General features: G+C 35.3%; 25 protein-coding genes. 15 read left to right on the top strand and 10 right to left on the bottom strand.

From position 1 onward, the window contains the following. Both AC4AGG_RS02415 and AC4AGG_RS02420 read right to left on the bottom strand, forming a co-directional pair. Positions 1 to 183: hypothetical protein (locus tag AC4AGG_RS02415; RefSeq protein ID WP_489770385.1), on the bottom strand; the 183-nt coding region annotated here is incomplete at its 3' end. A 10-nt stretch (positions 184 to 193) separates the two neighbouring features. Beyond that, entirely contained in the window at positions 194 to 1,435 is a 1,242-nt protein-coding gene (locus tag AC4AGG_RS02420) for a tyrosine-type recombinase/integrase (protein ID WP_489770386.1), read from the bottom strand. Positions 1,436 to 1,748: 313 nt separating this feature from the next. On the opposite strand from AC4AGG_RS02420, the gene AC4AGG_RS02425 reads away from it, so the two are divergent. From AC4AGG_RS02425 to pyk, 6 genes are all read left to right on the top strand, one after another. Further along, complete coding sequence (locus tag AC4AGG_RS02425; protein ID WP_489770387.1) at positions 1,749 to 3,131, top strand: alpha-amylase family glycosyl hydrolase; 1,383 nt, start codon at positions 1,749 to 1,751, stop codon at positions 3,129 to 3,131. 109 nt (positions 3,132 to 3,240) lie between these two features. Continuing rightward, a complete protein-coding gene (locus tag AC4AGG_RS02430; RefSeq protein ID WP_489770388.1) occupies positions 3,241 to 3,480 on the top strand; it encodes an acyl carrier protein in 240 nt (79 codons plus the stop codon). A gap of 33 nt (positions 3,481 to 3,513) precedes the next feature. Continuing rightward, complete coding sequence (gene fabF / locus AC4AGG_RS02435) at positions 3,514 to 4,764, top strand: beta-ketoacyl-ACP synthase II (RefSeq protein WP_489770389.1); 1,251 nt, start codon at positions 3,514 to 3,516, stop codon at positions 4,762 to 4,764. A gap of 6 nt (positions 4,765 to 4,770) precedes the next feature. Next, positions 4,771 to 5,532 (top strand): ribonuclease III, encoded by a 762-nt coding sequence (gene rnc / locus AC4AGG_RS02440; RefSeq protein ID WP_489770390.1) that lies wholly within the window; start codon positions 4,771 to 4,773, stop codon positions 5,530 to 5,532. Further along, the gene (locus AC4AGG_RS02445) at positions 5,507 to 5,977 is read left to right on the top strand and encodes an IPExxxVDY family protein (RefSeq protein WP_489770391.1); all 471 of its coding nucleotides are present in this window, start codon (positions 5,507 to 5,509) and stop codon (positions 5,975 to 5,977) included. The genes rnc and AC4AGG_RS02445 overlap by 26 nt, the downstream gene beginning before the upstream one ends. Further along, complete coding sequence (gene pyk / locus AC4AGG_RS02450; RefSeq protein WP_489770392.1) at positions 5,970 to 7,415, top strand: pyruvate kinase; 1,446 nt, start codon at positions 5,970 to 5,972, stop codon at positions 7,413 to 7,415. Before AC4AGG_RS02445 ends, pyk begins: the two co-directional genes overlap by 8 nt. A 140-nt stretch (positions 7,416 to 7,555) precedes the next feature. Here the strand turns inward: pyk and AC4AGG_RS02455 are convergent, their stop codons facing one another. From AC4AGG_RS02455 to AC4AGG_RS02475, 5 genes are all read right to left on the bottom strand, one after another. Beyond that, positions 7,556 to 9,496 (bottom strand): T9SS type A sorting domain-containing protein, encoded by a 1,941-nt coding sequence (locus AC4AGG_RS02455; protein ID WP_489770393.1) that lies wholly within the window; start codon positions 9,494 to 9,496, stop codon positions 7,556 to 7,558. A 9-nt stretch (positions 9,497 to 9,505) separates the two neighbouring features. Beyond that, positions 9,506 to 10,066, bottom strand: a complete 561-nt coding sequence (locus AC4AGG_RS02460; RefSeq protein ID WP_489770394.1) for a LamG domain-containing protein — start codon at positions 10,064 to 10,066, stop codon at positions 9,506 to 9,508. A gap of 330 nt (positions 10,067 to 10,396) precedes the next feature. Continuing rightward, positions 10,397 to 10,741: a hypothetical protein gene (locus AC4AGG_RS02465; protein ID WP_489770395.1), complete on the bottom strand. Its 345-nt coding sequence runs from the start codon at positions 10,739 to 10,741 to the stop codon at positions 10,397 to 10,399. 404 nt (positions 10,742 to 11,145) lie between these two features. Next, a complete protein-coding gene (locus AC4AGG_RS02470) occupies positions 11,146 to 11,901 on the bottom strand; it encodes a bestrophin-like domain (RefSeq protein ID WP_489770396.1) in 756 nt (251 codons plus the stop codon). Positions 11,902 to 12,087: 186 nt separating this feature from the next. After that, entirely contained in the window at positions 12,088 to 13,077 is a 990-nt protein-coding gene (locus tag AC4AGG_RS02475) for a hypothetical protein (protein WP_489770397.1), read from the bottom strand. Between the two features lie 59 nt (positions 13,078 to 13,136). Between AC4AGG_RS02475 and AC4AGG_RS02480 the strand changes: the two genes are divergently transcribed. The 8 genes from AC4AGG_RS02480 to AC4AGG_RS02515 all read left to right on the top strand — a co-directional run bounded on the left by AC4AGG_RS02480 (position 13,137) and on the right by AC4AGG_RS02515 (position 21,889). Next, on the top strand, positions 13,137 to 13,880 hold the full coding sequence (locus AC4AGG_RS02480; protein ID WP_489770398.1) for a hypothetical protein: 744 nt from the start codon (positions 13,137 to 13,139) through the stop codon (positions 13,878 to 13,880). 83 nt (positions 13,881 to 13,963) lie between these two features. After that, positions 13,964 to 16,090 carry a methylmalonyl-CoA mutase gene (gene scpA / locus AC4AGG_RS02485; protein WP_489770399.1) on the top strand — a complete coding sequence of 709 codons (2,127 nt, stop codon included), beginning with the start codon at positions 13,964 to 13,966 and terminating at the stop codon, positions 16,088 to 16,090. A 102-nt stretch (positions 16,091 to 16,192) separates the two neighbouring features. Continuing rightward, complete coding sequence (locus AC4AGG_RS02490; RefSeq protein ID WP_489770400.1) at positions 16,193 to 16,942, top strand: hypothetical protein; 750 nt, start codon at positions 16,193 to 16,195, stop codon at positions 16,940 to 16,942. A gap of 38 nt (positions 16,943 to 16,980) precedes the next feature. Continuing rightward, positions 16,981 to 17,640, top strand: a complete 660-nt coding sequence (locus AC4AGG_RS02495) for a hypothetical protein (protein ID WP_489770401.1) — start codon at positions 16,981 to 16,983, stop codon at positions 17,638 to 17,640. 3 nt (positions 17,641 to 17,643) lie between these two features. Continuing rightward, positions 17,644 to 18,321 carry a hypothetical protein gene (locus AC4AGG_RS02500; protein WP_489770402.1) on the top strand — a complete coding sequence of 226 codons (678 nt, stop codon included), beginning with the start codon at positions 17,644 to 17,646 and terminating at the stop codon, positions 18,319 to 18,321. A 751-nt stretch (positions 18,322 to 19,072) separates the two neighbouring features. Continuing rightward, a complete protein-coding gene (locus tag AC4AGG_RS02505; RefSeq protein WP_489770403.1) occupies positions 19,073 to 20,464 on the top strand; it encodes an RtcB family protein in 1,392 nt (463 codons plus the stop codon). Positions 20,465 to 20,691: 227 nt separating this feature from the next. Beyond that, on the top strand, positions 20,692 to 21,390 hold the full coding sequence (gene prfH / locus AC4AGG_RS02510; RefSeq protein ID WP_489770404.1) for a peptide chain release factor H: 699 nt from the start codon (positions 20,692 to 20,694) through the stop codon (positions 21,388 to 21,390). Further along, a complete protein-coding gene (locus AC4AGG_RS02515; RefSeq protein WP_489770405.1) occupies positions 21,377 to 21,889 on the top strand; it encodes a tetratricopeptide repeat protein in 513 nt (170 codons plus the stop codon). Before prfH ends, AC4AGG_RS02515 begins: the two co-directional genes overlap by 14 nt. Positions 21,890 to 21,970: 81 nt before the next feature. On the opposite strand, the gene AC4AGG_RS02520 is transcribed toward AC4AGG_RS02515, so the two are convergent. From AC4AGG_RS02520 to AC4AGG_RS02530, 3 genes are read right to left on the bottom strand one after another with little or no spacing between them, the layout of a single operon-like run. Beyond that, entirely contained in the window at positions 21,971 to 22,855 is an 885-nt protein-coding gene (locus AC4AGG_RS02520) for a hypothetical protein (protein ID WP_489770406.1), read from the bottom strand. Between the two features lie 52 nt (positions 22,856 to 22,907). Further along, entirely contained in the window at positions 22,908 to 23,534 is a 627-nt protein-coding gene (locus tag AC4AGG_RS02525; protein ID WP_489770407.1) for an aminotransferase class IV, read from the bottom strand. Further along, entirely contained in the window at positions 23,518 to 24,498 is a 981-nt protein-coding gene (locus AC4AGG_RS02530; RefSeq protein WP_489770408.1) for an aminodeoxychorismate synthase component I, read from the bottom strand. The genes AC4AGG_RS02525 and AC4AGG_RS02530 overlap by 17 nt, the downstream gene beginning before the upstream one ends. Before the next feature lie 46 nt (positions 24,499 to 24,544). On the opposite strand from AC4AGG_RS02530, the gene AC4AGG_RS02535 reads away from it, so the two are divergent. Further along, positions 24,545 to 25,276, top strand: coding sequence for a hypothetical protein (locus AC4AGG_RS02535; protein ID WP_489770409.1), 732 nt, complete (start codon positions 24,545 to 24,547; stop codon positions 25,274 to 25,276). Positions 25,277 to 25,322: the final 46 nt, after the last annotated feature.

The raw sequence follows: 25,322 nt of genomic DNA on the forward strand, positions 1-25,322 counted from the left end.
TTTTAAAAGTTCTATTTCTTCTAAGTTCAAATCAAAGCCACTTTTATCAAGTAATATTTTTTCAAAATCAATCTTAAATAAACCTCTAACTTTAGTATTATTTTTAAAACATCTAAAAGGTTCCTTAAAATAATCAGCATAATCCCTAAAACTAGGAATACTATTTTCTATTGGGTAAGTCATAATTTTCACATTATTTAAAAACTTCGTTCATGTAATTAATTTTGTCTTCTTCGCTTGGTCGGTAATAGGCATTAAATACCTCTAAACTAGTATGACCAGTGTAAGACATGATTATTTTATCCGGAACCAGCTGATTTTTCAATATTGTTATAAAGCTCCTCCTGGAAGTATGACTCGAAATTCGGCGCCAAAAATTTGAGTTCTTCTCAACCAGCTCATCACCATATTTCATTGTCTTTTTTATTTCTTCATCAAATTCAAGCTCCTTAAAAACTTCTTTGATATATAGATTCATCTTTTGATTAGTAATTCTTGGTAACTCATAATCATATTTTTCTAAAATCTCCCTAGATATTGAATTTAAAGGGATTGCTAATTTCTTTGATTTACTCTTTAAATCTGTGACTCTAATAAAATTTCCTTGTATATCACTCTTTGAAATCTGACTATAATTCCCAAATCTCATTCCTGTTGTACAGCCAAGAACAAATAAGTCTCTAACCTTCTCCAGTCGTTTGTTTTTAGAGAAATCATAATCATAGATTTTCGTTACTTGTTCAAGATTTAAAGCGATTTCATCAGTTTGAAATTTCGGAGGTTTCTTAAAATTAAAAAAGTCCGAATTATATGTATGCTTTTTGGTGTAAGCCCAGTTTAGAAAGGTTTTTAAAAGTCCAACATTTCTATGGACAGTATTTGCAGAATGTTTACGATTTTCAATACAGAATTTTAAAAATTGATTATACTTCTTTTCATCGAATTTTCCTAAAGCCAATTTTGCATTTGAACTAACTTGAAAATCTTCTAAAAGGTTACGATTGCACTTATAACGTTTAAGCGTTGAATTTGAGATTGAATTTCCTGAATAATCATTTTCCTTCTCTTCAATAAATAAGTCATATATTCTGAAGAAATCATCTACTTTCTTTGTTTTCTTAAAATGTTCATCAAATCTCTGTCTAAGAATATCAATTGTTAATTCTTCGTTGATGTTTTTATATCGATTTACCATTTCAAGAAAAAATGAACTATATCTATCTAATTGTTTTTTGATACTCCTATGGTTTTCCGCTTTAGATGTTCTTCCATTTAAATCATTGGGTAATCTATTTTTGAAATCCCATTCATTAGGTTTTAATTTTTCACCAGTTGAATATATAAAACTCTTCTTTTCATTATCGAAATACGACCGGAAGTAGATTAGTGATTCTTTGACTGAATTAGGTTCTTTTAACTTATATGTAAAATTCATTAGGTGCTAATTTAGGTGCTAAAAATTCAACAAATAAACATAAAATACACCTATGTTTATTTATACAAATATAGATAAATTACTGATAAACCGTATATTTATTGAAAATAAATTATAACCATTTTAATAAGGTTCATTTCCCTCCAACTCCACATTTTAAGATAGAACCCATTGAAAATTCAGTGGGTTTTCTTTTTTCATTATGACACAAATAAATTAACTGGTTAATGCTGACATTTCTCACCATTCAAAAACTCTTAATCTTTGATAATTTTTCTGCAAACAATGTCTAAATTTGAATAAAATTTCAATAATGAAAACATCTCCCGAACTAAAACTATTCTCATTTCTCTTCTTTCTTCTAACCACCTTTTATTATGCTCAGAAAAACGAAAATAGGTATCAACCCAAAGAATATGTAGAAATCACTCATCCAGAGTGGTCGAAAAATGCTACTATTTACGAGGTCAACATAAGACAATATACCCCAGAAGGAACTTTCAAAGCTTTTGAAAAACACTTACCAAGGCTTAAAAATATGGGAGTAGATATTATTTGGCTGATGCCTATACATCCTATTGGAGAGACCCATAGAAAAGGAAAATTGGGAAGCTACTATTCCGTGAAAGATTTCAAAGGTATTAATCCAGAGTTTGGAACGATGCAAGATTTCAAACATTTAGTCAATGAGATTCATAAGTCTGGAATGCATGTCATTATAGACTGGGTCGGGAATCACTCAGCATGGGATAATCCTTTGGCAAAAGAACATCCAGATTGGTATACCAAAAACAGAGATGGAAACTTTCAACCTACGCCTTGGTACGATTGGGATGATGTTATTGATTTCGATTACAACAATTCAGAATTTAGAGAATACATGACTGGAGCACTGAAATTTTGGATCAAAGAAGCCAACATTGATGGGTATAGAGCAGATGTTGCCGGATTTATTCCAGTTGATTTTTGGGAAAATGCTCGCCAAGAGTTAGACCAAATAAAACCAGTCTTTATGCTGGCAGAATGGGAAAGCAGAGATTTGTATAAAAAATCTTTTGATATGACCTATTCTTGGACATTATTTGATAAAATGAAGGATGTTACCACACAAAACAAAGGAATTGGCGGATTAGTTGAATATCTAGCTCATGATGTTGGTTCATCACCAAGAAACGCGTACAGAATGCTTTTTACCGACAACCACGACATGAATTCTTGGACCGGAACTCCTCAGAAAAATTTCGGAGAAGGCTACGAAACCACTATAGTTTTTTGCAGCGTTGTTAACGGAATGCCTTTAGTCTATAGTGGACAAGAAGCGGACCTTAATAGAAGCCTTAACTTTTTTGATAAAGATCTGATAGATTTTAGCAATTTAAAATACGAAAAGTTGTTCAAAACCTTGTTTGACCTTAAACATCGCAACCAGGCTTTATGGAATGGTAAATATGGGGGCGAAATGATAAGAATCACCAATAACCAGCCTAACCAAGTTATTTCTTTCTATAGAGAAAGTAACAAAGATGCAGTCATTTCGATTTTTAATTTTTCTGATAAACCGGTGGAAGTCACCCTTAATACAAAGGATTTCAAAGGTAACTACACTGACGTTTTCAACACTGCAAGATCAACTCTTGGGAACGCCACAACATATCAAATGAAGCCTTGGGCTTATATTATTATGGAGAAAAACTAAGCAAACCTAGATATATCTAAGCAACTAAAGATTCAAAAAAATACAAAAAAACAAATAATACTAAAGATTTTTTTATATTTGCACATTAACAATTTTAAAAAACCAAACTATGTCAGACATTGCATCAAGAGTAAAAGCTATCATCGCTGATAAGCTTGACGTTGAAGAAACAGAAGTAACTAACGAAGCTAGCTTCACTAACGATTTAGGAGCTGATTCATTAGATACTGTTGAGTTGATTATGGAATTTGAAAAGGAATTCAACATCCAAATTCCTGATGATCAAGCAGAAAAAATTACTACAGTAGGTCACGCTATCACGTACATCGAAGAAGTAGTAAACAAATAATATCTTCAACCGAATATCAATTATTGAAAATTTATGGAATTAAAAAGAGTAGTCGTTACAGGCTTTGGCGCAATTACCCCTATTGGCATTAATGCTGATGAGTATTGGAATAACCTTATCAAAGGTGAGAGTGGAGCCGCTCCGATTACTCTTTTTGATGCCACAAATTTCAAAACTAGGTTTGCCTGCGAAGTAAAAAACTTTGATCCACTTAACTACTTCGAAAAAAAGGAGGCAAAAAAAATGGATCGTAACACACAATTTGGGATGATTGCAGCAAAAGAAGCTGTTGCTCATTCTCGAATTATTGAAGACAATGTTGACAAAAACAGAGTTGGTGTTATCTGGGGTTCTGGAATAGGAGGATTAGAAACATTTGAAACTGAGGTTTTAGGTTGGGCTAATTCAGAGATTCCTAGATTCAACCCTTTCTTTATTCCAAAAATGATTGCGGACATTACGCCAGGACATATTTCTATTGAATATGGCTTCCATGGCCCTAACTACACCACTGTTTCCGCTTGTGCTTCTTCGGCCAACGCACTTATTGATGCTAAAATGCTTATCCAGTTAGGAAAAGCAGATGTAATCGTTTGTGGAGGCTCTGAAGCTGCGATTACTGCAAGTGGCGTGGGAGGATTCAACGCGATGATGGCACTTTCTACGAGAAATGATGATCCAAAAACTGCTTCAAGACCTTTTGACAAAGACAGAGATGGATTTGTGTTAGGAGAAGGAGCGGGATGTATCATTTTGGAGGAATACGAACACGCTAAAAAACGTGGAGCAACAATTTACGCAGAACTGAAAGGTGGAGGAATGAGTGCTGATGCACATCACATGACTGCGCCACATCCAGAAGGTCTAGGTGCTTACTTGGTAATGAAAAACTGTCTAGAAGACGCAGGTCTTTCAACGGATGATGTTGATCACATCAATATGCATGGAACTTCTACTCCTCTTGGAGATATCGCAGAGTCTGCTGCAATTTCTAGATTACTTGGAGATCACGCTTACGATATCCAAATCAATTCAACAAAATCAATGACAGGGCATCTTTTAGGAGCTGCTGGTGTTATCGAAGCTATCGCTTCATTAGGTGCGATTATGCATGGGATTGTCCCTCCGACAATTAACCATTTTACGGACGACGAAAAAATCGACAATCGATTGGATTTCACATTCAATACGGCAGCGAAAAAGGATGTAAAAGTAGCCATGAGTAATACTTTTGGATTTGGAGGACATAACGCTTGCGTACTTTTCAAAAAAATTGAGTTGTAAGATTGGATGTATTTGAAGAAATACTTTTCTAAATTCCTTCCGCTTAAAAGAAAAAAAAATCTCTCTGGCAGAGATGTGGTTCTTAGTGCCAAAATCAGTCAGTTAATTGGGCATCCCATTGGAGATATCCAACATTATCGAAAAGCTTTCACTCTTAAAAATTCTTCTCAGGAAGACCATCACTCCTATGAAAGATTGGAGTTTTTGGGAGATTCTATGTTAGGAGCAATCATATCTAACCATCTCTATGAGAAGTATGACACTGCCAATGAAGGTTTTCTCACTCAGATGAAATCCAAAATTGTCAACCGAAGGTATCTTAATCAGATTGGTGACGAACTAAAGCTTACTGATTTTATTGTTCTAGGAAGAAAAAAAATGCTCAGCGCTAATATCTCTGGTAACTTACTGGAGGCTTTAATTGGTGCTATTTATCTAGATTTAGGATACACTCTTTGTAATGATATTGTTTTAAACAAAATTATTACACAAGAAAAAATGAATGCCTTAGAAGGCAAAATTGTCAGCTACAAAGGTCTCCTCTTGGAATGGAGTCAGAAGACGAAGCAAGTCATCTCCTATCAAACAACGTCAGAGAATGGCGTTTCGGGACTTACTTTTAGGTGCAATATATTTTTGGAGCAGAAAAGGATAGCTACCGCTACCGAAACCTCTAAGAAAAAAGCAGAAGAAAAAGCAGCTCAAAGAGCTTTCTATAGTTTAGATAAAAAACAAGATATTCTTGGACATTCAAAGAATCATATTTGATGATCTAGAACAAGAAGACTCCACCGTAGGATTAGTAAAGCTGGTTGAGAAGTTGGATGATGTTCTGTTCTTTTTCAAACTCAATCAAAATCAAAGCATCAGTTTCTCACGAGGAGATGATTTGAAGATTGAGGGAGAACATTATGACCACTATTTCATGGTTTTTGAAGGAATTGATCCAGAGACCAAAACATGTTACAGGTGGATTAACAACAAATCTTGTTATTCAGTAGAAAAAAAGGCAATTACAGAACTATTTGCTAATGAGGAAGAAACAAGATTTCTACTCCCATCAATCACCGAAATAGATTATATTATTATTACAACAGATAAGTTTGTTGATTTTTCATTAATTTTGCTGCCGGAAAATCTTGTTTTACCAATAATGGGAAAAAAGATTACTTCCGAACAAGAATTATATCATATCATTCAATATTATGAATAAATACCTAAAAAAAACTAAAATAATCGCAACATTAGGACCTGCATCTTCTGACAAAAAAACAATGTCAGAATTGATAAAAGCGGGTGTTGATGTATTTAGAATTAATTTTTCGCATGCCGATTATGACTTAGTTAGAAATAACGTACGTCTCATTAGAGAACTTAACCAAGAAATGGGAACTTCTGTTGGGATATTAGGAGATTTGCAAGGTCCGAAACTTAGAGTAGGAGTTGTTAAAGAAGGCTCTTACCTTAATCCAGGAGATATCTTGACCTTCACCAATGAAAAAATTGAAGGTGATTCCACTAAAGTTTATATGACCTACCAACAGTTTCCGAACGACGTCAAGGTAGGCGAAAGAATCCTTATTGACGATGGCAAACTTGTATTAGAGGTTATCGACACTAACCATGTTGATACCGTAAGAGCAAAAACGATTCAAGGAGGACCGTTGAGTTCCAAAAAAGGAGTTAACCTTCCGAATACCAATGTATCTCTTCCAGCTTTGACAGAGAAGGATATTGAAGACGCTAACTTCATGCTAGAATTAGAACTGGATTGGATAGCACTTTCATTTGTTCGTCATGCTCAGGACATCAAAGACCTTAAGGATTTAATTGCAAAACATCCAACTAATAATGACAAAACCCCAATTATCGCCAAGATTGAAAAACCAGAAGGGGTAAAAAACATCGACGAAATCTTAAGTGAATGTGATGGATTGATGGTTGCACGTGGTGACCTTGGGGTTGAAGTTCCGATGGAGGAAGTTCCAGCAATTCAAAAAATTCTTGTTGAAAAAGCAAGAAACTATTCTAAGCCAGTAATTATTGCAACCCAAATGATGGAAACAATGATTACCAGCCTGACTCCAACAAGAGCAGAGGTTAATGACGTTGCTAACTCTGTTTTAGATGGAGCCGATGCGGTAATGCTTTCAGGAGAGACTTCTGTGGGAAGATATCCGGTAGATGTAGTCAAAAACATGACTAAAATTGTAAAAAACATCGAAAGCACCAATTTCTATAAAAGTAAAAACGCTCCTATCGAAAAAGAATTTAATTGCATTGATAGCAGATTTATTACCAACAGAATTTGTTTAGCTGCTGTTAGAATCGCGAAAACGACCGAAGTTGAAGCGATCATTACCCTTACACACACTGGATACACGGCGTTTCAGATTTCAGCTCATCGACCAAATTCGCATATCATTATTTTCAGTTCTAATCATAAAGTAACAACTATGTTGAATCTACTTTGGGGCGTTAGAGCTTACTATTATGACAGTAACAAATCTACGGATGAAACTATTATTCAAGTTAACAAATTAACCGAAGATCTTGGCTTTGTTGAAAAAGGAGATTTTGTTATCAACCTTAATGCAACACCAGCTGGAGAAGGAGGAAAAACCAATACGTTAAGACTTACAACGATATAATCCTAGATTATAGAACATATAAAATAAAGCCTTGTGAACTTCACAGGGCTTTATTATTTCCCTAACCAAAACCTTTAGACTATAAACAAAAAGGATGCGACTTCTCAGACGCATCCTTCTTTATATTATCATTAAATATTTTATTCAATTACAATTCTCTTGACTCCTACCACTTCATTATTATTCAAAATATTAACTACATAGATACCAGCGTTAATACCTCTAATATCAACTGGTACGTAATCCGAAGATTTACCAAAATCAAGCTTCCTAACCAACTTACCACTCATATCAAAAACCTGAATTGCATTCATTTTTTCATTTTTCAATTCAATGAAAAACTTTCCATTAGAAGGATTTGGGAAAATATTAATCTCTGCATTGGTTTTCTCTTTAATTTCATCAGTAGCTAGACTAACAAGAGGAGCTGTACCATAAGAAACCAAAAATGAATTAACAATCAAATGAGGATTGTAGCCATCATTACAGTTAGCACAAGTTACTCCAGTTATGCAATTAGGATTATTAGCATGGCAAAAATCAACATAAGAATTATCAAAAACATACTTTAGCGATACACTTGGCTGAGAAACATACGCATTCATACTATAATCATAATATTGCGCAATACTTCCTGGACACCATCCTGCTCTATTGTAATACCAAGTCCCATTTTGCGGACTACAACCGTCTGGATTGGGATTACAAACTTTCCAGTTATTTTGTGTAAAGGTTTGCAAATTATTAACCCAAATATGGTGCGTATTATTAGAAAATTCTGCTGCGTTATTGGTGTTATTATCTCCCCACCCGTGCCCTGTTGAAACAAGTTTGATTTTCGCAGAAACCGTATTTGGCGGAAAATTCTTCACAACCTCAGGAACTGGCTGAAGATTTCCCGGATCTCCAAACTGATGCGTACTAGTCCACAATTTCTGAACCTTAGAATAAGGATACTGTGCAGTACCAGCAACATAACCTAATTGAAGCGTATAAAGAAAACCGTTACCAGTAGTTCCAAGATTAACTCTAAATTTTGTTTTACCCTTTAACAAAGAAGCAAAATCAGTTAAATCAATACTATGATAACACGAAACACCATAAGGCGTAATGTACCTTATAATTTCGTACCATTCACCATCTTTTCCCATTGCTTCAATCGAAGAAATTCTATCCCATGGATCACAACCACCAGTTGGACACGTAATGACTAGCGTCCCAATAATTTGATTATATGCGCCTATATGACTCGGTAAATCAGCTTCAACTGTCGCAGAAGGCACATTTCCATTTACCCAAACATTAGTTGTGGCAGAAGCTGATGTAGTTATAGCAGTTTGACTCACGTTAACAACAGCGGTTTGACTTGTTGACGTTACAAAATTATTAGTACCACTAATAACTAGATTAGCAGATCCATATTGCGTTGGTGTCCACCAACCTGTAAAATATCCATTGCCATGATTCTGCAAAGGAATGTTCACCCCATTAACTGTACCATAAATTGTACCGATTGAAAACAAACTGGGATAAGCTATATCTGCGCGAACCGCTACTTCTATTGGTATCAAACTCGGCATATTAACTTCTCCCGCCAAAGGATGAAGAATAGTAATATTTGGGACTACCTGACTTTGACTTAAAACATCAAACGAATCGCTAACATCTGGTGCAGCTTGCCACGTTGAATTTCCAGCTTGACTGGCTTTAATTACAACAGTTCCAGGCGCTCCTGTTAAAGTAACCATATCTCCGCTAACTGTCGCTGGTCCAGAAACAATCGTGTAAGTAATTGGTAAACTTGAATTAGAATATGCTGTCAACTGAAATGCCGGACTAGAAGTAAGCTTGTCTGGAATCTGTGGAAAATTAATAGCTTGAACTCCTGGGTTCAAAGTTCCAATAAAATTAGAGGTTGTCCCAGTTAAAGCAAAATTATTGAGATTCATATTCTTACTAACGGTACCACTTTTATCGGTAACCTGAGTGATATTCAAATTATTTCCAGCAGGATATCCTTGATTAAATTTATAATAAAGCGCTAGTCCAGTTTCCGTACCTAGCAATTCATTAGTCATCATATTTTGGATCTACGTCTGCGTCAATGCTTTGTTCCAGAGTGTTACTTCATCGACACCACCGTTATATACAAAATTATATCCTGATGCTATTGTTTTACCAACAGCAAATGGCCTATTGGTCGCCGAAAAAGTTCCAGACGTTGCAACACTGCCCTGCAAAACACCATCAACGTATAGTCTTGCAGTTGTCTGATTAAAAACCCAAGCCCAATGCTGCCATACTCCAACTTGTGTAGTACCAGCAGGAGCGGTAAAAGTGTAGGTTCCTGTCGTAGTAATTACTCTACATTCAACAGATCCATTTCCTAATTGCAAAAGATACATTTGACCGCTTCCACTTCCATCACCACGAAATCCAACCATACCCTGACCATAAGCCAAAGCGTCATTTTTAAACCACCCTGTAATGGAAATATTGTTAGAGCCATTAACATACTGCGAAGCATTATTAATAACCGCATAATCATTAACACCGTCGAAATGCAAATACTGATTGGATTGAGCCTTTGTTGTTATTCCTAAAAAAATCCAAAAAACAACCAGACTTCTTAGAAAATAAAAATTCTTCATACTTTTTTAGTTAATTTTTTATTATTAAAACCACTTTTGATTAATCAATAAGTAGTCCTCAAATATAACATATTATTTTTAATGATAATTAAAGCCATTATGTCAACAATAAAAAGCCCAAGCAATTGATGCTTGGGCTTTAAATAAAATTGAGTTCACATGGTTATAGAAATCCACGCGAAGGTAATTTAAAAATTTGTGAAAAGTATAATTTTTCAAATAAAAACAACTGTTTATCAGATGCTTAGCATAGCAAGTGCAAGAAGAATAATTACTCCTTCATGTTTAAGATCAGACAATCTGCTCGTTAGAAAAAATTTAATCCCGCTACTATAACTGTTTGTAAATATCAACAATCGTTTGGTTAGCTTTTGAGGTGTTAATAAACCCCCTTCTTGGATTACCTGCATCAATGATAATTAGAACAGTAATTGCAGGCACCACAATGTAGACGATATCAATGATTCTATTATAGGATTTCTCTTTATCACTGAAAACAAAAATAAAAGTTGAGCAAAAACTCAATATCAACAAAGTATATATGATAGATTTGGGCAACGTTGCAATAATGGAGGAATCCCTAGAAGTCACGGCATCAATCATATCATTAAGAGCTGGTAGCATTAATCGACTTTCTTCAACATAATTTTTGCTTTTTTGTAGGTTAACCGCCAAATCCCAAATCTTATCAGATTTCTTTACTCCAAGATCTAAAACCGCTTTTGATCAATCAATAAGCGGTTCTCAATTATGATATATATTTTTTAATAATAAATTAAAGCCATTATATCAACAATAAAAAGCCCAAGCAATTGATGCTTGGGCTTTAAATAAAATTGAGTTCACATGGTTATAGAAATCCACGCGAACTTAGTTAAAAAAACAAATTAACAATATAAAATACTGTTCATCAGTGTTTTACTTGCTTATTTAACATAATACAAGTTAACATAATGCCTCCTAATAAGACCGCTTACTGAAAATTAATCTCACTTTAAAAGCAATTAGTTGAAAATAGTGTTAAAAATTTAAATTAGTAAGGAATTCAACCTGCTATTCTTTTAAAAAAAATCAAATATTTACAATTGCTTATAAATATCAACAATCGTTTGGTTAGCTTTTGAGGTGTTAATAAAACCTCTTCTTGGATTACCAGCATCAATGATAATTAGAACGGTAATTGCAGTCACCACAATGTAGACGATATCAATGAGTCTATTGAAAGATTTCTTTTTATCACTGAAACCAATGATAAAGGTTGAGCAAAAACTCAATATCAACAAAGTATATATAATAGATTTGGGTAATGAAGCATTAATGGCGGAATCCCTAGAAGTCACGGCATCAATCATATCATTAAGGGCTGGTAGCATCAATCGACTTTCCTCAACATAATTTTTGCTTTTTTGTAGATTAACGGCTAAATCCCAAATCTTATCTGATTTTTTTAGACCTAAATCTAAAATCGCTTTACTTTTTTCGTCGTCGCTATTAGCGTTAAAATAATCTATTCTTGTTTTAAGATAATCCTTGATTAAAGCCTTGAACTGTTTTTCGTTCTCAGTATCGTACATCTCAGTCCTAAGAATTGCGGTCCCGATAGCATTAGATTCTTCGATACTTGTTTGCCTTACCGTCTCGAGCTTCGACGCTGAAATACTGAATGTAAACCCAAGAAAAAAAGCAAACATTGCTAGTAAAGCGCCGACAACTGTCCCCATACTATCACCGCCACTCCAGCTTTTTTTATTCTTTAAGTATCTTTTAACATATCCACCAAGAAAATAGGAAATAAGAAGTCCTGCTAAAAATAAAATTAGAAATTGTGCGTCCATAGGTTATTAATTTTCAACTAATTTAAGACAATTTTAAAAGATTAGTACTTAAATTTCAAGAAAATGAGGGACATTAATGATCAAATGTGCACCCCAACGCATTATTTTGAATCTCAATAACTTCTTTTAAAATAAAATTAAAAAAAATGAATTCAAAAAAAATACAATACGAAATATGCACTTCCGCTAATGCTCAATGATTACAGTGCCATTAACTTTCCTCAGGTGCTTTTTATTATCCAGTGTATGATAATAAAGTGTTGCTTGATTCTGACTTTCTGTTTTTATTGCAAATTTGTCTCCAAAAACAATATTTCGATGCTTTGATAACTTCCAGTCTTCATTTTTATCTTCAGGAACAAGACTATCCAAGACCACCTCTAATCCGAAATTTTGATACTCTACATAGAACTCAGTTTTTGCACTTTCATCTGTATTTTCAACAAAGTAACCGTCGGTCATCAACAGAATATCTACAAGTTCAACCCCTACTCCTTCGTTGAAATTGTTTATTTTAACAAATGGATCATCTTCTTTCTTCCGAATAGTCTTTCTTATTTCTTTCTTTTCTATCCATAGACTATCTCCCAATTGTCCGTTCTCTGAAGCCAGAAAACTTCTAACATTCAAAGGCATGCTGAAGTAACTTACCATATCAGAACCCCAATTTTTTTCTTTGACTTCAGCAAGAAAAAATTTATTCTTATCCACCCTCAAAACCTTATAAACATGTTGCAAATAACCCTCTGTTTTAAAAACTAAAAAAGTATTTTTATTATCAATCGAATCTATCCTTTTGTGTAAAACCTTTCCCGTTGTTAACATTTCCTCTTCGATTTGTTTCTTCCGGTGATTAGAAGAAATCTCTTGAGAAACCATAAAAATAATGAAACCCACAAACAACAACAAAGGCAAAGCGAAAGCACCAAAATGCACCCTTGAATGCGGATAAATCCGTCTTATCCTTTCATCAATCTGAGGACTGAGTTCATATAACTTACCTTCTTGTTTCACAACCCAAATTTGACCCAAAGGAAAAACGGGAATAAAGTACAGATGAGCATATTTTTGGAGCAATTGTATTTCACTTCCCTTAAATTCGTCATCAGTGATTCCTACTTCTCGAGGTGACAATCGTTTTACAACAAAAGAACTATGACCAAAAAAAACACTCATCTTTTTTTCAATTGGATTAAAATCAAAAATAAATACTAATTTTGAAAAAAAACGAATTTATGAATTTTAAATTTTTACTTTTTCTGTTGGTTGCGATTACCTTAATTTCTTGTGAAAAAAAGCCAATAAAAATAGACATCAGCTATGATAGTGAAACCCAGAGTGGTATTCTTTTAGTCGATGGACAAACCAAAATCAAACTTCCTAAAGATTCGTTATCCATTACAGCAAGCATACTCCCTGGGGAACATAAATTCAAACTAAACAAAGACAAAGAATTCACTATCACTATAGCAGATGTTGGCGGAATCTTAAATCTTGATAATCAGCGTTTCGTAACCGTCCAACAAGATTATGGAACAAGTGAAGAACAGATTAATACATACAACATGATGAGGGTTAAAAACGAATTTATCATTGCAGACAGTATTGTATTTTTCTATAGAGAAGATTCTCTCCAAGAAGTGTCAGACACCGACATCAGAAACGCAATTGCAATGGACAAAAAATTTGATGGTTCTTCTAATACCATGAAACTTTATGAAGCTCAAAAATTTATACCAAAAGACTGGAACTATGGACTCAATGAAGAATTCCCCGAATCCATCGAACAGTATACAAAAAGTACCGACGTATTTCGAACTGCTACCAGAACCAAGATATTACCTTTGAATTTGTTTGTCACTTATGCTTACTTAAATCCTGCAAATTTTGTCATAAGGAGTTTAAAAGAAATCGAAGCAGGAGCAACAGACAAAGAAGTAGATAAAACAAAAACAAACAAACAAATGGAGATGGAATAGCCATCATGAAGCAAACCTAATCAGAAGTTGCAACCACAAATTGCAACTTTTTTCATAACTTTACTACTTTAATTCAAGGAATAATGCGCCAAAAAATTCACAATCAGAATCCAGATTTTAAAAACCTAACATTCAGCTCTAATTCAGAGAATTACACCTTCGAAAAAGATGGTCTCGAAATGAAATCGTCTTACAGCGAAAGTGATATAAAAGACAAGTCGATTGCAGAACATTCCGCAGGAATTGCACCTTATTTAAGGGGGCCTTACTCAACCATGTATGTTCAGAAGCCATGGACAATACGTCAATACGCAGGTTTTTCTACTGCCGAAGAATCCAACGCTTTTTATAGAAGAAATTTAGCAGCGGGACAAAAAGGACTTTCGGTGGCATTTGATTTGGCTACGCACAGAGGTTATGATTCGGATCACGAAAGAGTTGTTGGCGATGTTGGAAAAGCAGGAGTTGCCATAGATTCTGTTGAGGATATGAAGATTTTATTCAATCAAATTCCTTTGGATCAAATCTCGGTTTCGATGACCATGAATGGCGCAGTTTTACCCATTTTGGCTTTTTATATCGTTGCTGCAGAAGAACAAGGAGTTGCTCAAGAGCAGCTTTCCGGAACGATTCAGAATGATATTTTGAAGGAATTTATGGTACGGAACACCTACATTTATCCACCTGCACCCTCCATGAAAATTATTTCTGATATTTTTGAATACACGTCTCAGCATATTCCGAAATTTAATTCCATTTCTATTTCGGGTTATCACATGCAGGAAGCGGGAGCTACTCCGGTGTTGGAGATGGCTTATACGCTTGCTGATGGAGTCGAATATGTGCGAACAGGCATCAAAGCTGGGATGAAAATCGATGATTTTGCGCCGAGATTATCCTTTTTCTGGGCTATTGGAATGAATCATTTCATGGAAATTGCCAAAATGAGAGCCGCACGATATATTTGGGCAGATTTGCTTTCAAAATTCAATCCGCAGAATCCCAAATCTTTAGCGTTAAGAACACATTCTCAAACTTCGGGTTGGAGTTTGACCGAACAAGAGCCATTCAATAATATTACCCGAACCACCATCGAAGCGCTATCTTCGGCTTTAGGAGGAACCCAATCTTTACACACCAATGCATTGGATGAAGCCATTGCTTTACCGACTGATTATTCGGCAAAAATTGCAAGAAACACGCAGATTATTTTGCAACAAGAAAGTGGCATTTGTGATGTCGTAGACCCAATGGGAGGCAGTCATTTGGTGGAAAGTCTGACGCAGCAGATGATTGAAGAAGCCATGAAATTTATTGATGAAGTAGAGCAAGAAGGCGGAATGACCAAAGCCATCGAAGCTGGAATCCCAAAAATGAGGATTGAAGAAGCGGCTGCTAAAAAGCAAGCCAAAATCGATAGTGGTGAAGAATTTATCATCGGAGTGAATTCGTTTAAATCCAATCTTAAACAACAAGAAATTGAAATTCTAGACATCGATAACACCGAAGTTCGCCGAAAACAAATTGAAAGGTTGAACCGCATCAAAGCTGAACGCAATAACCAAGCTGTTTCTGAAATCTTGGAAGAATTGCGATTTGCGGCGAAAAACCACGACAAAAATTTGCTCGAATTAAGTATCGAAGCAGCTCGAAGAAGAGCCACTTTGGGCGAAATTTCCGATGCTTTGGAAAGTGAGTTCGGGCGTTATAAAGCCAATATTAAAACCATTTCAGGAGTTTATGCCATGAATGCCAGTAAAAATGAATACTTTGAAAAAGCCGTTGCTTTAACCCAAAAATTTGAAGATGAAGAAGGTCGACGCCCCCGAATTATGGTCGCCAAAATGGGTCAAGACGGACACGACAGAGGTGCGAAAGTGGTTGCCACTGCATTTGCCGATATGGGTTTTGATGTGGATGTTGCGCCATTGTTCCAAACGCCAGAAGAAGTGGCGAAACAAGCGGTGGAAAATGACATTCATATTTTGGGGATTTCTTCATTGGCTGCAGGACACAAAACGCTTGTTCCGCAAGTGGTGGAAGAACTCAAAAAGTTAGGAGCCAACGATATCGAAATTGTGGTGGGAGGAGTGATTCCTCAACAAGATTATGATTTTCTTTACGCCAACGGCGCCGATTTCATCTTCGGCCCTGGAACCAATTTGCCAAAATCTGCGGTAGAGATTTTAGAATCTCTGATGAAACGTTAATCAGATAAAAAATTAAACTGAATTAAATATTACAAAAAATAATAAGCATGTTTTTTGGCATGTTTTTTGGCATGTTTTTTGTTGCAAAAAAAAACATAAATTATGAAAAAAATTGTTTTTATTTTAATCTTAGTTTTCAATCTATCTAGCGCACAAAAGGTAGGAATTGGAACTACTACACCTGAAGCTGCTTTGGATATTGTTACCCTAACGAATGATTCTAGCAATAAATCTCTTCACGTCCTTAACAGTGACGATGAAACAATCATGACAGGTCTTGATAATGGGGATGTAAGTATCGGAAAAACCGAACTTTTACCTTCTGGACAACTAACAATTTTTGGGGATAATAACAACTTTTTGGATTCAAAGGCTGCCTTTAATGTCACTTACAATGGAAATCCTCAACGATGGGGCATTTATATCAATCCGAAACAAGGCGATCTTAATCCCGCCTACCCTGGCTATTTTACAATTAATTTTGATAATGATGGTAATAAATCTCTTTATTATGACAACACGAATAAAGTATATGGAGGGTTTTTGGGACAACACGGATCCGGAACAGCTTCAGGCATATTTGTGGCGGAAAACGGTTCAACATTTATAGCTTCATATCGAGTGGATTTTAATAACCTTAATTACCTTACTACAAAGAGAATTGGTGCATTTTTCTATGGATCAATTCGTATTCAAGATGAAAATAAAGGCCATGTTGTAGGTGGATCTTGTACGAATCCAGGAACGATTGCATTTGATTCAGTAAATAATAATTTCATAGGATGTGCCGAAATTTATTCCGGGGGTATTCCCACAGGAAGTATTGTCTGGAAAAAACTTAACAATTTATAGTGATGGTTAAAAGAAAAATTATACTTTTTATTTTTTGTATGAGCATAATGTCTGTTGGTGCACAATCTAATTATGTTGGTATTAATACTGATACACCAGATGCTAGGTTAACAATTTTATCCAATGGAAATTCTAATGCTACAAAATCATTTAGAATTCAAAATCAGAGTTCTTTAGAGACGCTCAATCTATTAGATGATGGCACTATGTCCATTAATAATTCAATGACACCCAACTCTACTATCAATCTTTTAGGCACTTCATCTGGTAACGATTTATTAATTGAAAAGCCAATAGCAATCACTGTGGGTTCTTCCTCCTATAAACCTAATTTTAGGCATCTTAAATATTTTGGAGGAGGATCTTTAAATAATGGAAACTATGGAGGACAATTGTTTATTATGGATATTGGAGGTACTGCTGCTAATAATGTTGTAGAGAGAGGGTTCTTTATAAGACCTTACAATCCAAACTTAACTGCTTCAGGAATTTATTTTGGCTCAAATGCCTATACTGGATTTTCTCTTGATAGGTTACCAACTACAATTGGTGACGTTGGAGGAAGTATCAGAATAAGGGAACAAAGTGAAGCCATAACGAATGGAGGAAGTTGCTCAGGAAGAAATGGTGAAATTGGTTATTATCAAGGTCATTTTTATGGTTGTTCAAATAATGCTTGGAAACAAATTGATAATTAAAACATGATGAAAAAAATATTCTTTTTAATTTCATTTTCTGTAATTGCATTCACCAATGCGCAATTCAAAAACGTAGGAGTTAATACGAACCAGCCAGAAGCTCCTTTAGATATCAAAACACTTTCATCTACCATAATTCCTTTCAGAATTGGTAAAGGAGCAGGAGTCAATAACCATTTGTTTCGGGTGATGAATAACGGTTACGTGATGTCTGGAGTGGGAACAACCCCTTCTTTTCCATTAGCAATCTATCCTTTTAATGATACACATGCAGATTTCGCAATCGTTGACAAACAAAATGGAAATGCATTTTTAAAACATTATCATATGAATACTGGAGCTGAAGTTACTGCCTATGGAATTCCTTCCTATGGTCAAGGGCCTGTATTTGTTTTTTCAAGTGGCGGAAATTATGAAAGTGGTCTTTCTTTAAATCCATTCTCGGATGTAGCTGGAGGTATTTATGTAGGAGAAGATGGCAACAATGGTATTGGACTTACTGAAAAACCAACTGAAAAACTTGATGTTGGTGGTAACATGAGGGTTGGAGCCCAAGCATTACCAACGACATCAATAGTTGAAAACGGACCCTGCAATCGACCTGGCGAAATCGTTCACTCTGGAGACGGATCTGGCTTTTGGGGTTGTGCAAATACAGGTTGGAAAAAATTAACAAACTAATATTTTAATCAGAAGCTCACACTCAATGCAGGAGTATGAATCAAATTTTTGATATTAAGAAAAATCATACATCACTAGGACTTAATTCCAGAGTCGAGTAAAGACTATTATAATAATTTGACAAAAAGGATTCTAGATGCATTGTATCTAAATGATGACACTTATAAAATCAAAGCAATTCTGGAAGCCAAAATAGTCATTGGACTGGGTCTACTTAGCTTTTGAACTTTATTTACATCAAGATACTGGCATAACTTCCTTATTTTGAATCAATAAAAATTATCACCCAAAAAACTGGAATTAAAAAATAATTCTATATTTGCACTCGAAAATAGTATTTAACCCAAATTAAAACGAAGCAAAATGTTCAAATTTAATAGCAATTTAACAGCAGATTTGCCCCTTATGGTGGCGAGGCTTCGTGGTTTGGTACTTTCTTAGAAGAACAGTACAATGAAATATCAAAACCCGAAGTCATCAGATTTCGGGTTTTTCTTTGCGCAAAATTTCAAAACTAAAGTTTCCCCGAAATTCTAAAATTTTATCAGGAGCTGAATCCCGCTTTCCACTGTATCTTTTTCGCCTTCGCTTTTTTGCAAAGCCTTCGCAGAAAAAGGGTGCCGTTTCAATCGGGGCTAAAAACTCAGCCAAAATCAAAACGTCATCAATAAAAAGAAATTGAATGGCAAGTAAAAAGATATGCAGTTAGAACTCATCTGCCTTCTCATATCTAACCTCTAAAATCTTTATAATGGGAAATTTAAAAATAAAAGGAAAAGATTTACTGAAGTTGGGATACCCTCAAAATCAGAGCATCAACATCGCAATGGAAGTGATGAAGAAAAACTTTTCCGCAAAAAATACAGCATACGTAAAGTCACTTTTAAAAGAGATTTTACAACATCCTGAAAGGTTCGAAAAAGATTTGAGCTTTGGTCAAATCGCTGAAGCACTCATCCATTCGACCAAAACGGAGAAAAGAATGTTAAACGCACAAAGAGCGCCTTACCAAATATTTGGAAACGACATTAGTGACGAAGCCATGCATCAATTGTTTACCGCTTTGAAGTTGCCAATTTCCGTTCAAGGCGCTTTGATGCCCGATGCACACAGCGGTTATGGACTTCCCATTGGCGGAGTTCTCGCGGTAGAAAACGCCGTGATTCCTTATGGAGTTGGGATGGATATTGGTTGCAGAATGTCGCTTAGTATTTTAGATACCCCGATTACCTACTTGGATGGAGCGAAAGGAAAATTTGAAAATGCCTTGATCGAGCACACCAAATTCGGAATGAACGAAACGCACAAAATGCATGTTGACCATGAGATTTTTGAGCGAGATACGTTCGATTTAATTCCGATTTTGAAGCGATTGAAAGGGAAAGCCGTCAAACAAATGGGAACTTCCGGAGGTGGAAATCACTTTGTAGAGTTTGGTGAAGTAGAAATTACCGAAACCAACGAACAAATTGGTTTGCCGAAAGGAAAATATTTAGGAATTCTTTCGCACAGTGGAAGCCGAGGATTCGGGGCAGAAATCGCTCAATACTATTCCAGAATTGCGATAGAGCAATGTCCACTTCCGAAAGAAGCACAAAATTTTGCTTGGCTCGGTTTGGACACCCATCTTGGTTTAGAATATTGGACCGCAATGAATTTGGCAGGAGAGTACGCTTCAGCTTGTCACAACGACATCCATCGAAGATTGGTAAAAGCTGTTGGTGGAAGAGTGAAAGCCAAAATTGAAAACCATCACAATTTTGCTTGGAAAGAAATCCATAACGGTAGAAAAGTCGTGGTTCACAGAAAAGGAGCAACTCCTGCCCATGAAGATGAGTTGGGACTTATTCCAGGTTCGATGACCGCAAAAGGGTTTATTGTGAAAGGAAAAGGAAATCCAAATTCATTGAAATCAGCTTCACACGGAGCAGGAAGAGCTTTTTCGAGAGGAGACAGTCGTTCGAGGTTTACGAAAAACGAAATCAATAACGAATTGAAATTGAAGAAGGTAACCCTGATTGGCGGAAGTACCGAAGAAGCACCGATGGCCTACAAAAACATCAATGAAGTCATGCAAGCGCAAACGGAATTGGTGGATATTTTGGGAACCTTTCAACCACGAATTGTGCGAATGGATAAATAATTTGGTTGCTATAAATAAGTACGGCTTGTCATTTCGACGAAGGAGGAATCTCAATGATTTCTAAAAGATTCTTCGACTTCACTCTTGAACTTCGTTCGCAGACCTTCAGTCTGTGCTCAGAATGACAGCGTTCAACTTATATTTAATTAAAACAGAAAATTCAATCAAGCACAAGCAATAATAATTAGTCTTAAATCTTGTGTCTTGGTTCTTGAATTTAAAACAAAATGGAAAAATTAATTCAAATAACCTCGGGAAGAGGACCTTTGGAATGTCAATGGGTTGTTGCCAAAGTTCTAAAGGTCTTTCTTGAGGAAGCAAAAGATAAGAAAATAGACTACGAAATCATTCATCATGAAAATGGAGACGAAAACCTCACGTTGAAATCGATTTCGTTGCTATTAAAAGGAAAAGCCGTTCCTGACTTTTTAGAAAAATGGTTGGGAAGCATTTGTTGGACGGGCAAAAGCACTTTCCGAAAACTTCACAAACGAAGCAATTGGTTTATTGGAGTTTTTGAAGTCGAAATGCCAAATTCAATTGATTTTTCTGAAAAGGAAATTCAATTTCAAACCACAAGAAGTCAAGGAAGTGGCGGACAAAACGTCAACAAAGTGAATACGGCAGTTAGAGCAACACATCTTCCGACAGGAATTAGTGTTTTTGCGCAAGATTCTCGCTCACAATTGGAGAATAAAAAATTAGCAATTGCTCGACTGAAAGAAAAAGTTAACCAGCAATACATCCATGAGATGGAAAAAAAGATGCAGGAAAAATGGACACATCATTTGCAGGTACAAAGAGGAAATCCGATTCGGACATTTACGGGGACGGATTTTAAAAAGAACACTCAGGATAAATCTTTCAAAAAGCAAAGAAACTTCCTGAAAAATGAATTAAAAAAGGAAAACAATGACACTTACTAAAAGCAAATATTATTTTGAGGCTTTGGATAACTATCCTTACAACTTGCCAGATTGTTTGGAAGCATTGAACTACGCTTTGTCTTACGACTCTGAAGACGCAGACAGCTTATGTTTGATGGGAAGATTGCACTCAGAAATTTTAAGGAATTACGAAGAAGCCAAATTGTATTTTGAACAGGCGATGCAAAATGATATTACCAACATCAATACGCCTCAGTATTACATACTTTGTCTTATCAATAACGAGGATTATTTTGAAGCGGAAAAATTAATCAATTTTTCTTTGCGAATAAAAGGGATTGATAAATCTACGATTTGGTATTATAGGTCAGTACTTTCAGAAAAAAGAGGAAATTTTTCAAACGCTTTAGAGTTTCTGAAAAAAGCAGAAAAGTTCTGTTTTAACCAAAGTAGTATTGATTTTATAAAAGAGCGAAAGAAATTTATAAAATCAAAGATCTCGAAAAAGAAAAGCTCAAAAAAGAAGGAAACCGATTAAGGTTTCCTTTTTCTATTTTTTAAGTTGCCACGAACGCCTTAATTTCTCCAAATCTGCTAGTATTTTTTAAATAAAACTTCCTTACTTCAAAGAAATCGTCCACATTTGCGGTTTATATTTTTTTGTCTTTTCAGTGGAGAAAAGGACGGTGTTTTCATCCAAAAAAGTCACGCCCTCAATTTGTGCTCCGTCAATATCGGATAAATCGATTTTCTTAAAATCAGAAGTTAAAAACTTTTGAGAGGTTGCTCCTTCGAAAATCCATAAAAAATTCTGCTCATTATTATTGTAACCGCATAATACCAAACGTTTATTTTTAGCATCATAATCGGCACCAGTAATTAACGCCCCAATCTCCAATTTTTCGGTAGGTGAAATTTTGATGACTTCCTCTGACGAATTCAAAGGAATGTGATAGACTTGAGTTGAATTTTCTACCCAATCTTTACTAAAAAACACCAATTCATCTTCCAATGCAATAAGTGATTCTCCATCAAATCGACTTTTTCTTTTTTCAGAAACCAGCTCTGTTTGGTCAGCGTATTTAAAATGGGTGGCCTTCGCTTCCACTTTATCTTTACTCAAGTCCGACAGCGGAAAACGATAAATCGTTAAATCATCTCTATCTCCAGAATTATTCCCAAAGTCTCCAATAAAAAATTCCGTTGAATTAGCGGCTAAAGATTCCCAGTCCTTGCTTTTGACATTTTTAATTTCAATTTTATTAAGCTCCTGTCCTTGCATGTCCATTACAACTAATTCAGCTTTTCCGCCATGGTCGTTCATCGAAAATATTTTTCCGTCATAGACTTCCAAACCAGAACTTTCGTTCAAGCCTTTTGGCAAGTGTGAAAAAGAAGTTGGGTGAAAACCTGATTCCGCAGCCGCCATTGGAGATTCTGATTTTGGATTAGTACATTGGGTAAGAAACATAACCGATAAAAGCGCTAAATAAGAATGATTCATTTTGATTTCTCTATACGTTTTTGAAAAATTTAGAACAAAAAAATCAGAAATCTTAAAGTTCGATCTCTGTAGCAGATTGTGGTAAATTCACAATTCTTTCGATGGGATAAATAAAATCGTTATCCATCGTATTCATAGCGTTAATAATCTGAAAATGAGAAAACTCCCTAATATTTTGAAGTGAAATTTCGGTCTCTGTAATTTTACCTTTACTCAATAGATTTTGTCTTTGAGTCCCATTTAATAAATAGGTTGATGGCGTATACCACTTTTCACCTTTCAAGAAAAGAAGATTAGCCGCAGAGGCATCTGTGACCATTCCATCTTTCACAATGATAATATCTTCCGTCTTGGCCTTCAATTTCATGTTATCAATTTCTTTACGATCTTCGTACTTGAAACTGTAATCAATCCCATTATTCTCCACAATTTGAAACCCTTCGATTTCCGGGAAAGCATAAGGAATCATCTGAATTCGGTAATTATTATCCAAATCATATACAATTCTCCACTTGTACAACCCATCTTCATCATGCTCCATCTTTTTAAAAATGGAGGTCAGTTGCATTGTGCAAGGCTTCCCAAAATGAGAAAAGGTTGCTTCTAATCTCTTTTGGTGCAGGTCTATCAAGAAGGGTTCTTGATTTTCTACTTTAATACTTTCAATAAATCGGGACATATATTTTGTTCTTAAATTCTTCGTATTCGTCTTCTAACTTGCTTTGATGGGTGATTCCTCCTCCACTTTTGAAATATAATGCATCACCTGACTTCTCCAAAAACCGAATCATTACGCAACTATCAAGATTGGTACCATCAAACCAACCGCTTACTCCTGTATAAAAATCTCTGGAATCTTTCTCGGCTTCAAGAATTATTTCCAACGTCTTTCGTTTTGGCGCACCCAAAATCGAACCTGCGGGAAGCAAAGTTTTCATAATACTTCCAACTTTGCCCTGAAACTGTGGTTTTACATTACCAGTAATCTCCGAACTCATGGCAAACAAATTTTTTTGCCTTGTTTTGATGTAATCCATCCTTTGAAACTCCAATACTCTGACCTCATCCGCAACCATACTCAAGTCATTCCTTAGCAAATCGACAACGGTATAATGTTCGGCTTTTTCTTTGGTGTCATTCTTCAACTTTTCCTGTGCATCAGGAATTTCAGCATCAATCGTTCCCTTCATGGGATGCGTAAAAATCTTATTATCCACGATTTCAACGAACGTTTCCGGTGAAAAAAACACGAATTGATTGGGGAAGCAGACTTTATATTTGGCTTTCGAAAGATAGAAAATATCTTCCAAACTAAGGTTAGTTTCTACCTTTGTTTTTCCAGTATAGTTAACAAGGTATGAATTGCCTAAATGTAAATTCCGCTGTACAATATCAAATCCCTTCTGATAGTCTTCTAAACTTTGTGGGAATGACTTCCATTCGATTTCGGCGTGATTAACATCTTGCTTTGACACCGTTTTAAAATTCTGAAAATCAATCAACAAACCTGATTCCTTAATTTCTGATTCGGTGAAAATAAGAACATGCTCCATAAGAAAATCAATCATAAAGAAAAAGGAAGTACCAGATTCTGATAACCGGTCCATCTCGTCGAAATTGGGATGAAAATTGTCTTTTAGCATTCTGCAAAATTAATTTTTTTAATCATACTTTTGCCAAAACAAAACAATGCAGCAAGATTATCCGCAGAATCCAGGAGTCAACTTTATCCTTAAAAAATCCTTTTTCTATTGGAGTAGGACTTTGGGTTATCAATTTATCTACAGTATACTCTATTTCTCAATATTATTCACGGTCTACTATTTTTCATTAGTAAAATTAGACCTCATTGATGATATTACTGTTATGTCGCAAAAGTACATAAGCGGAGATTTAAAAGGTTTTGTTGATGAGCAAACCAAGCTGGCATCTCAGCCGAAAATGGTTACTTTTAATTACATCATTTTGGGGACACTTATTTTTTTGTATCCTCTTAACCTAGGATTCTACAAATTATTCCGAAAGATTGATTTGAAGGAAAAATTAGAACTCAATGACCTGTTTTCCGGATACATGGGACTTAATTTCTTTCGATATACCAGTTATTACCTGTTTTGGTTTATGGTTTTTCGAGTAGCTTCTGTTGTCATTATTCCTGGTTTTTTTTGGGTCATGTTAACTCTCTTCACTGGTCCACTGATGTACTTTAAAAATATAAGAATTTTTGAATCTATTCCCCTCAACATCAATGCATACAAAAAGCACTTTTTAGTAATTGTAATCTGTACATTATTAGCCTTTGCCATCAAATTCTTCATCTTCTTGTGGCCTTTGACATGGGGCATATCCAATGCGGTCATCTATACTTTGTATTCGTCTTTTTTTGATGAAAGCGAAATCAATACAAAACCCCAACCTTAGAAATCCGATTTCTAAACTGCCAAAATCAGAGATAAAAAATAATCTT

Source organism: Chryseobacterium sp. CG10_8 (genome assembly GCF_058117085.1).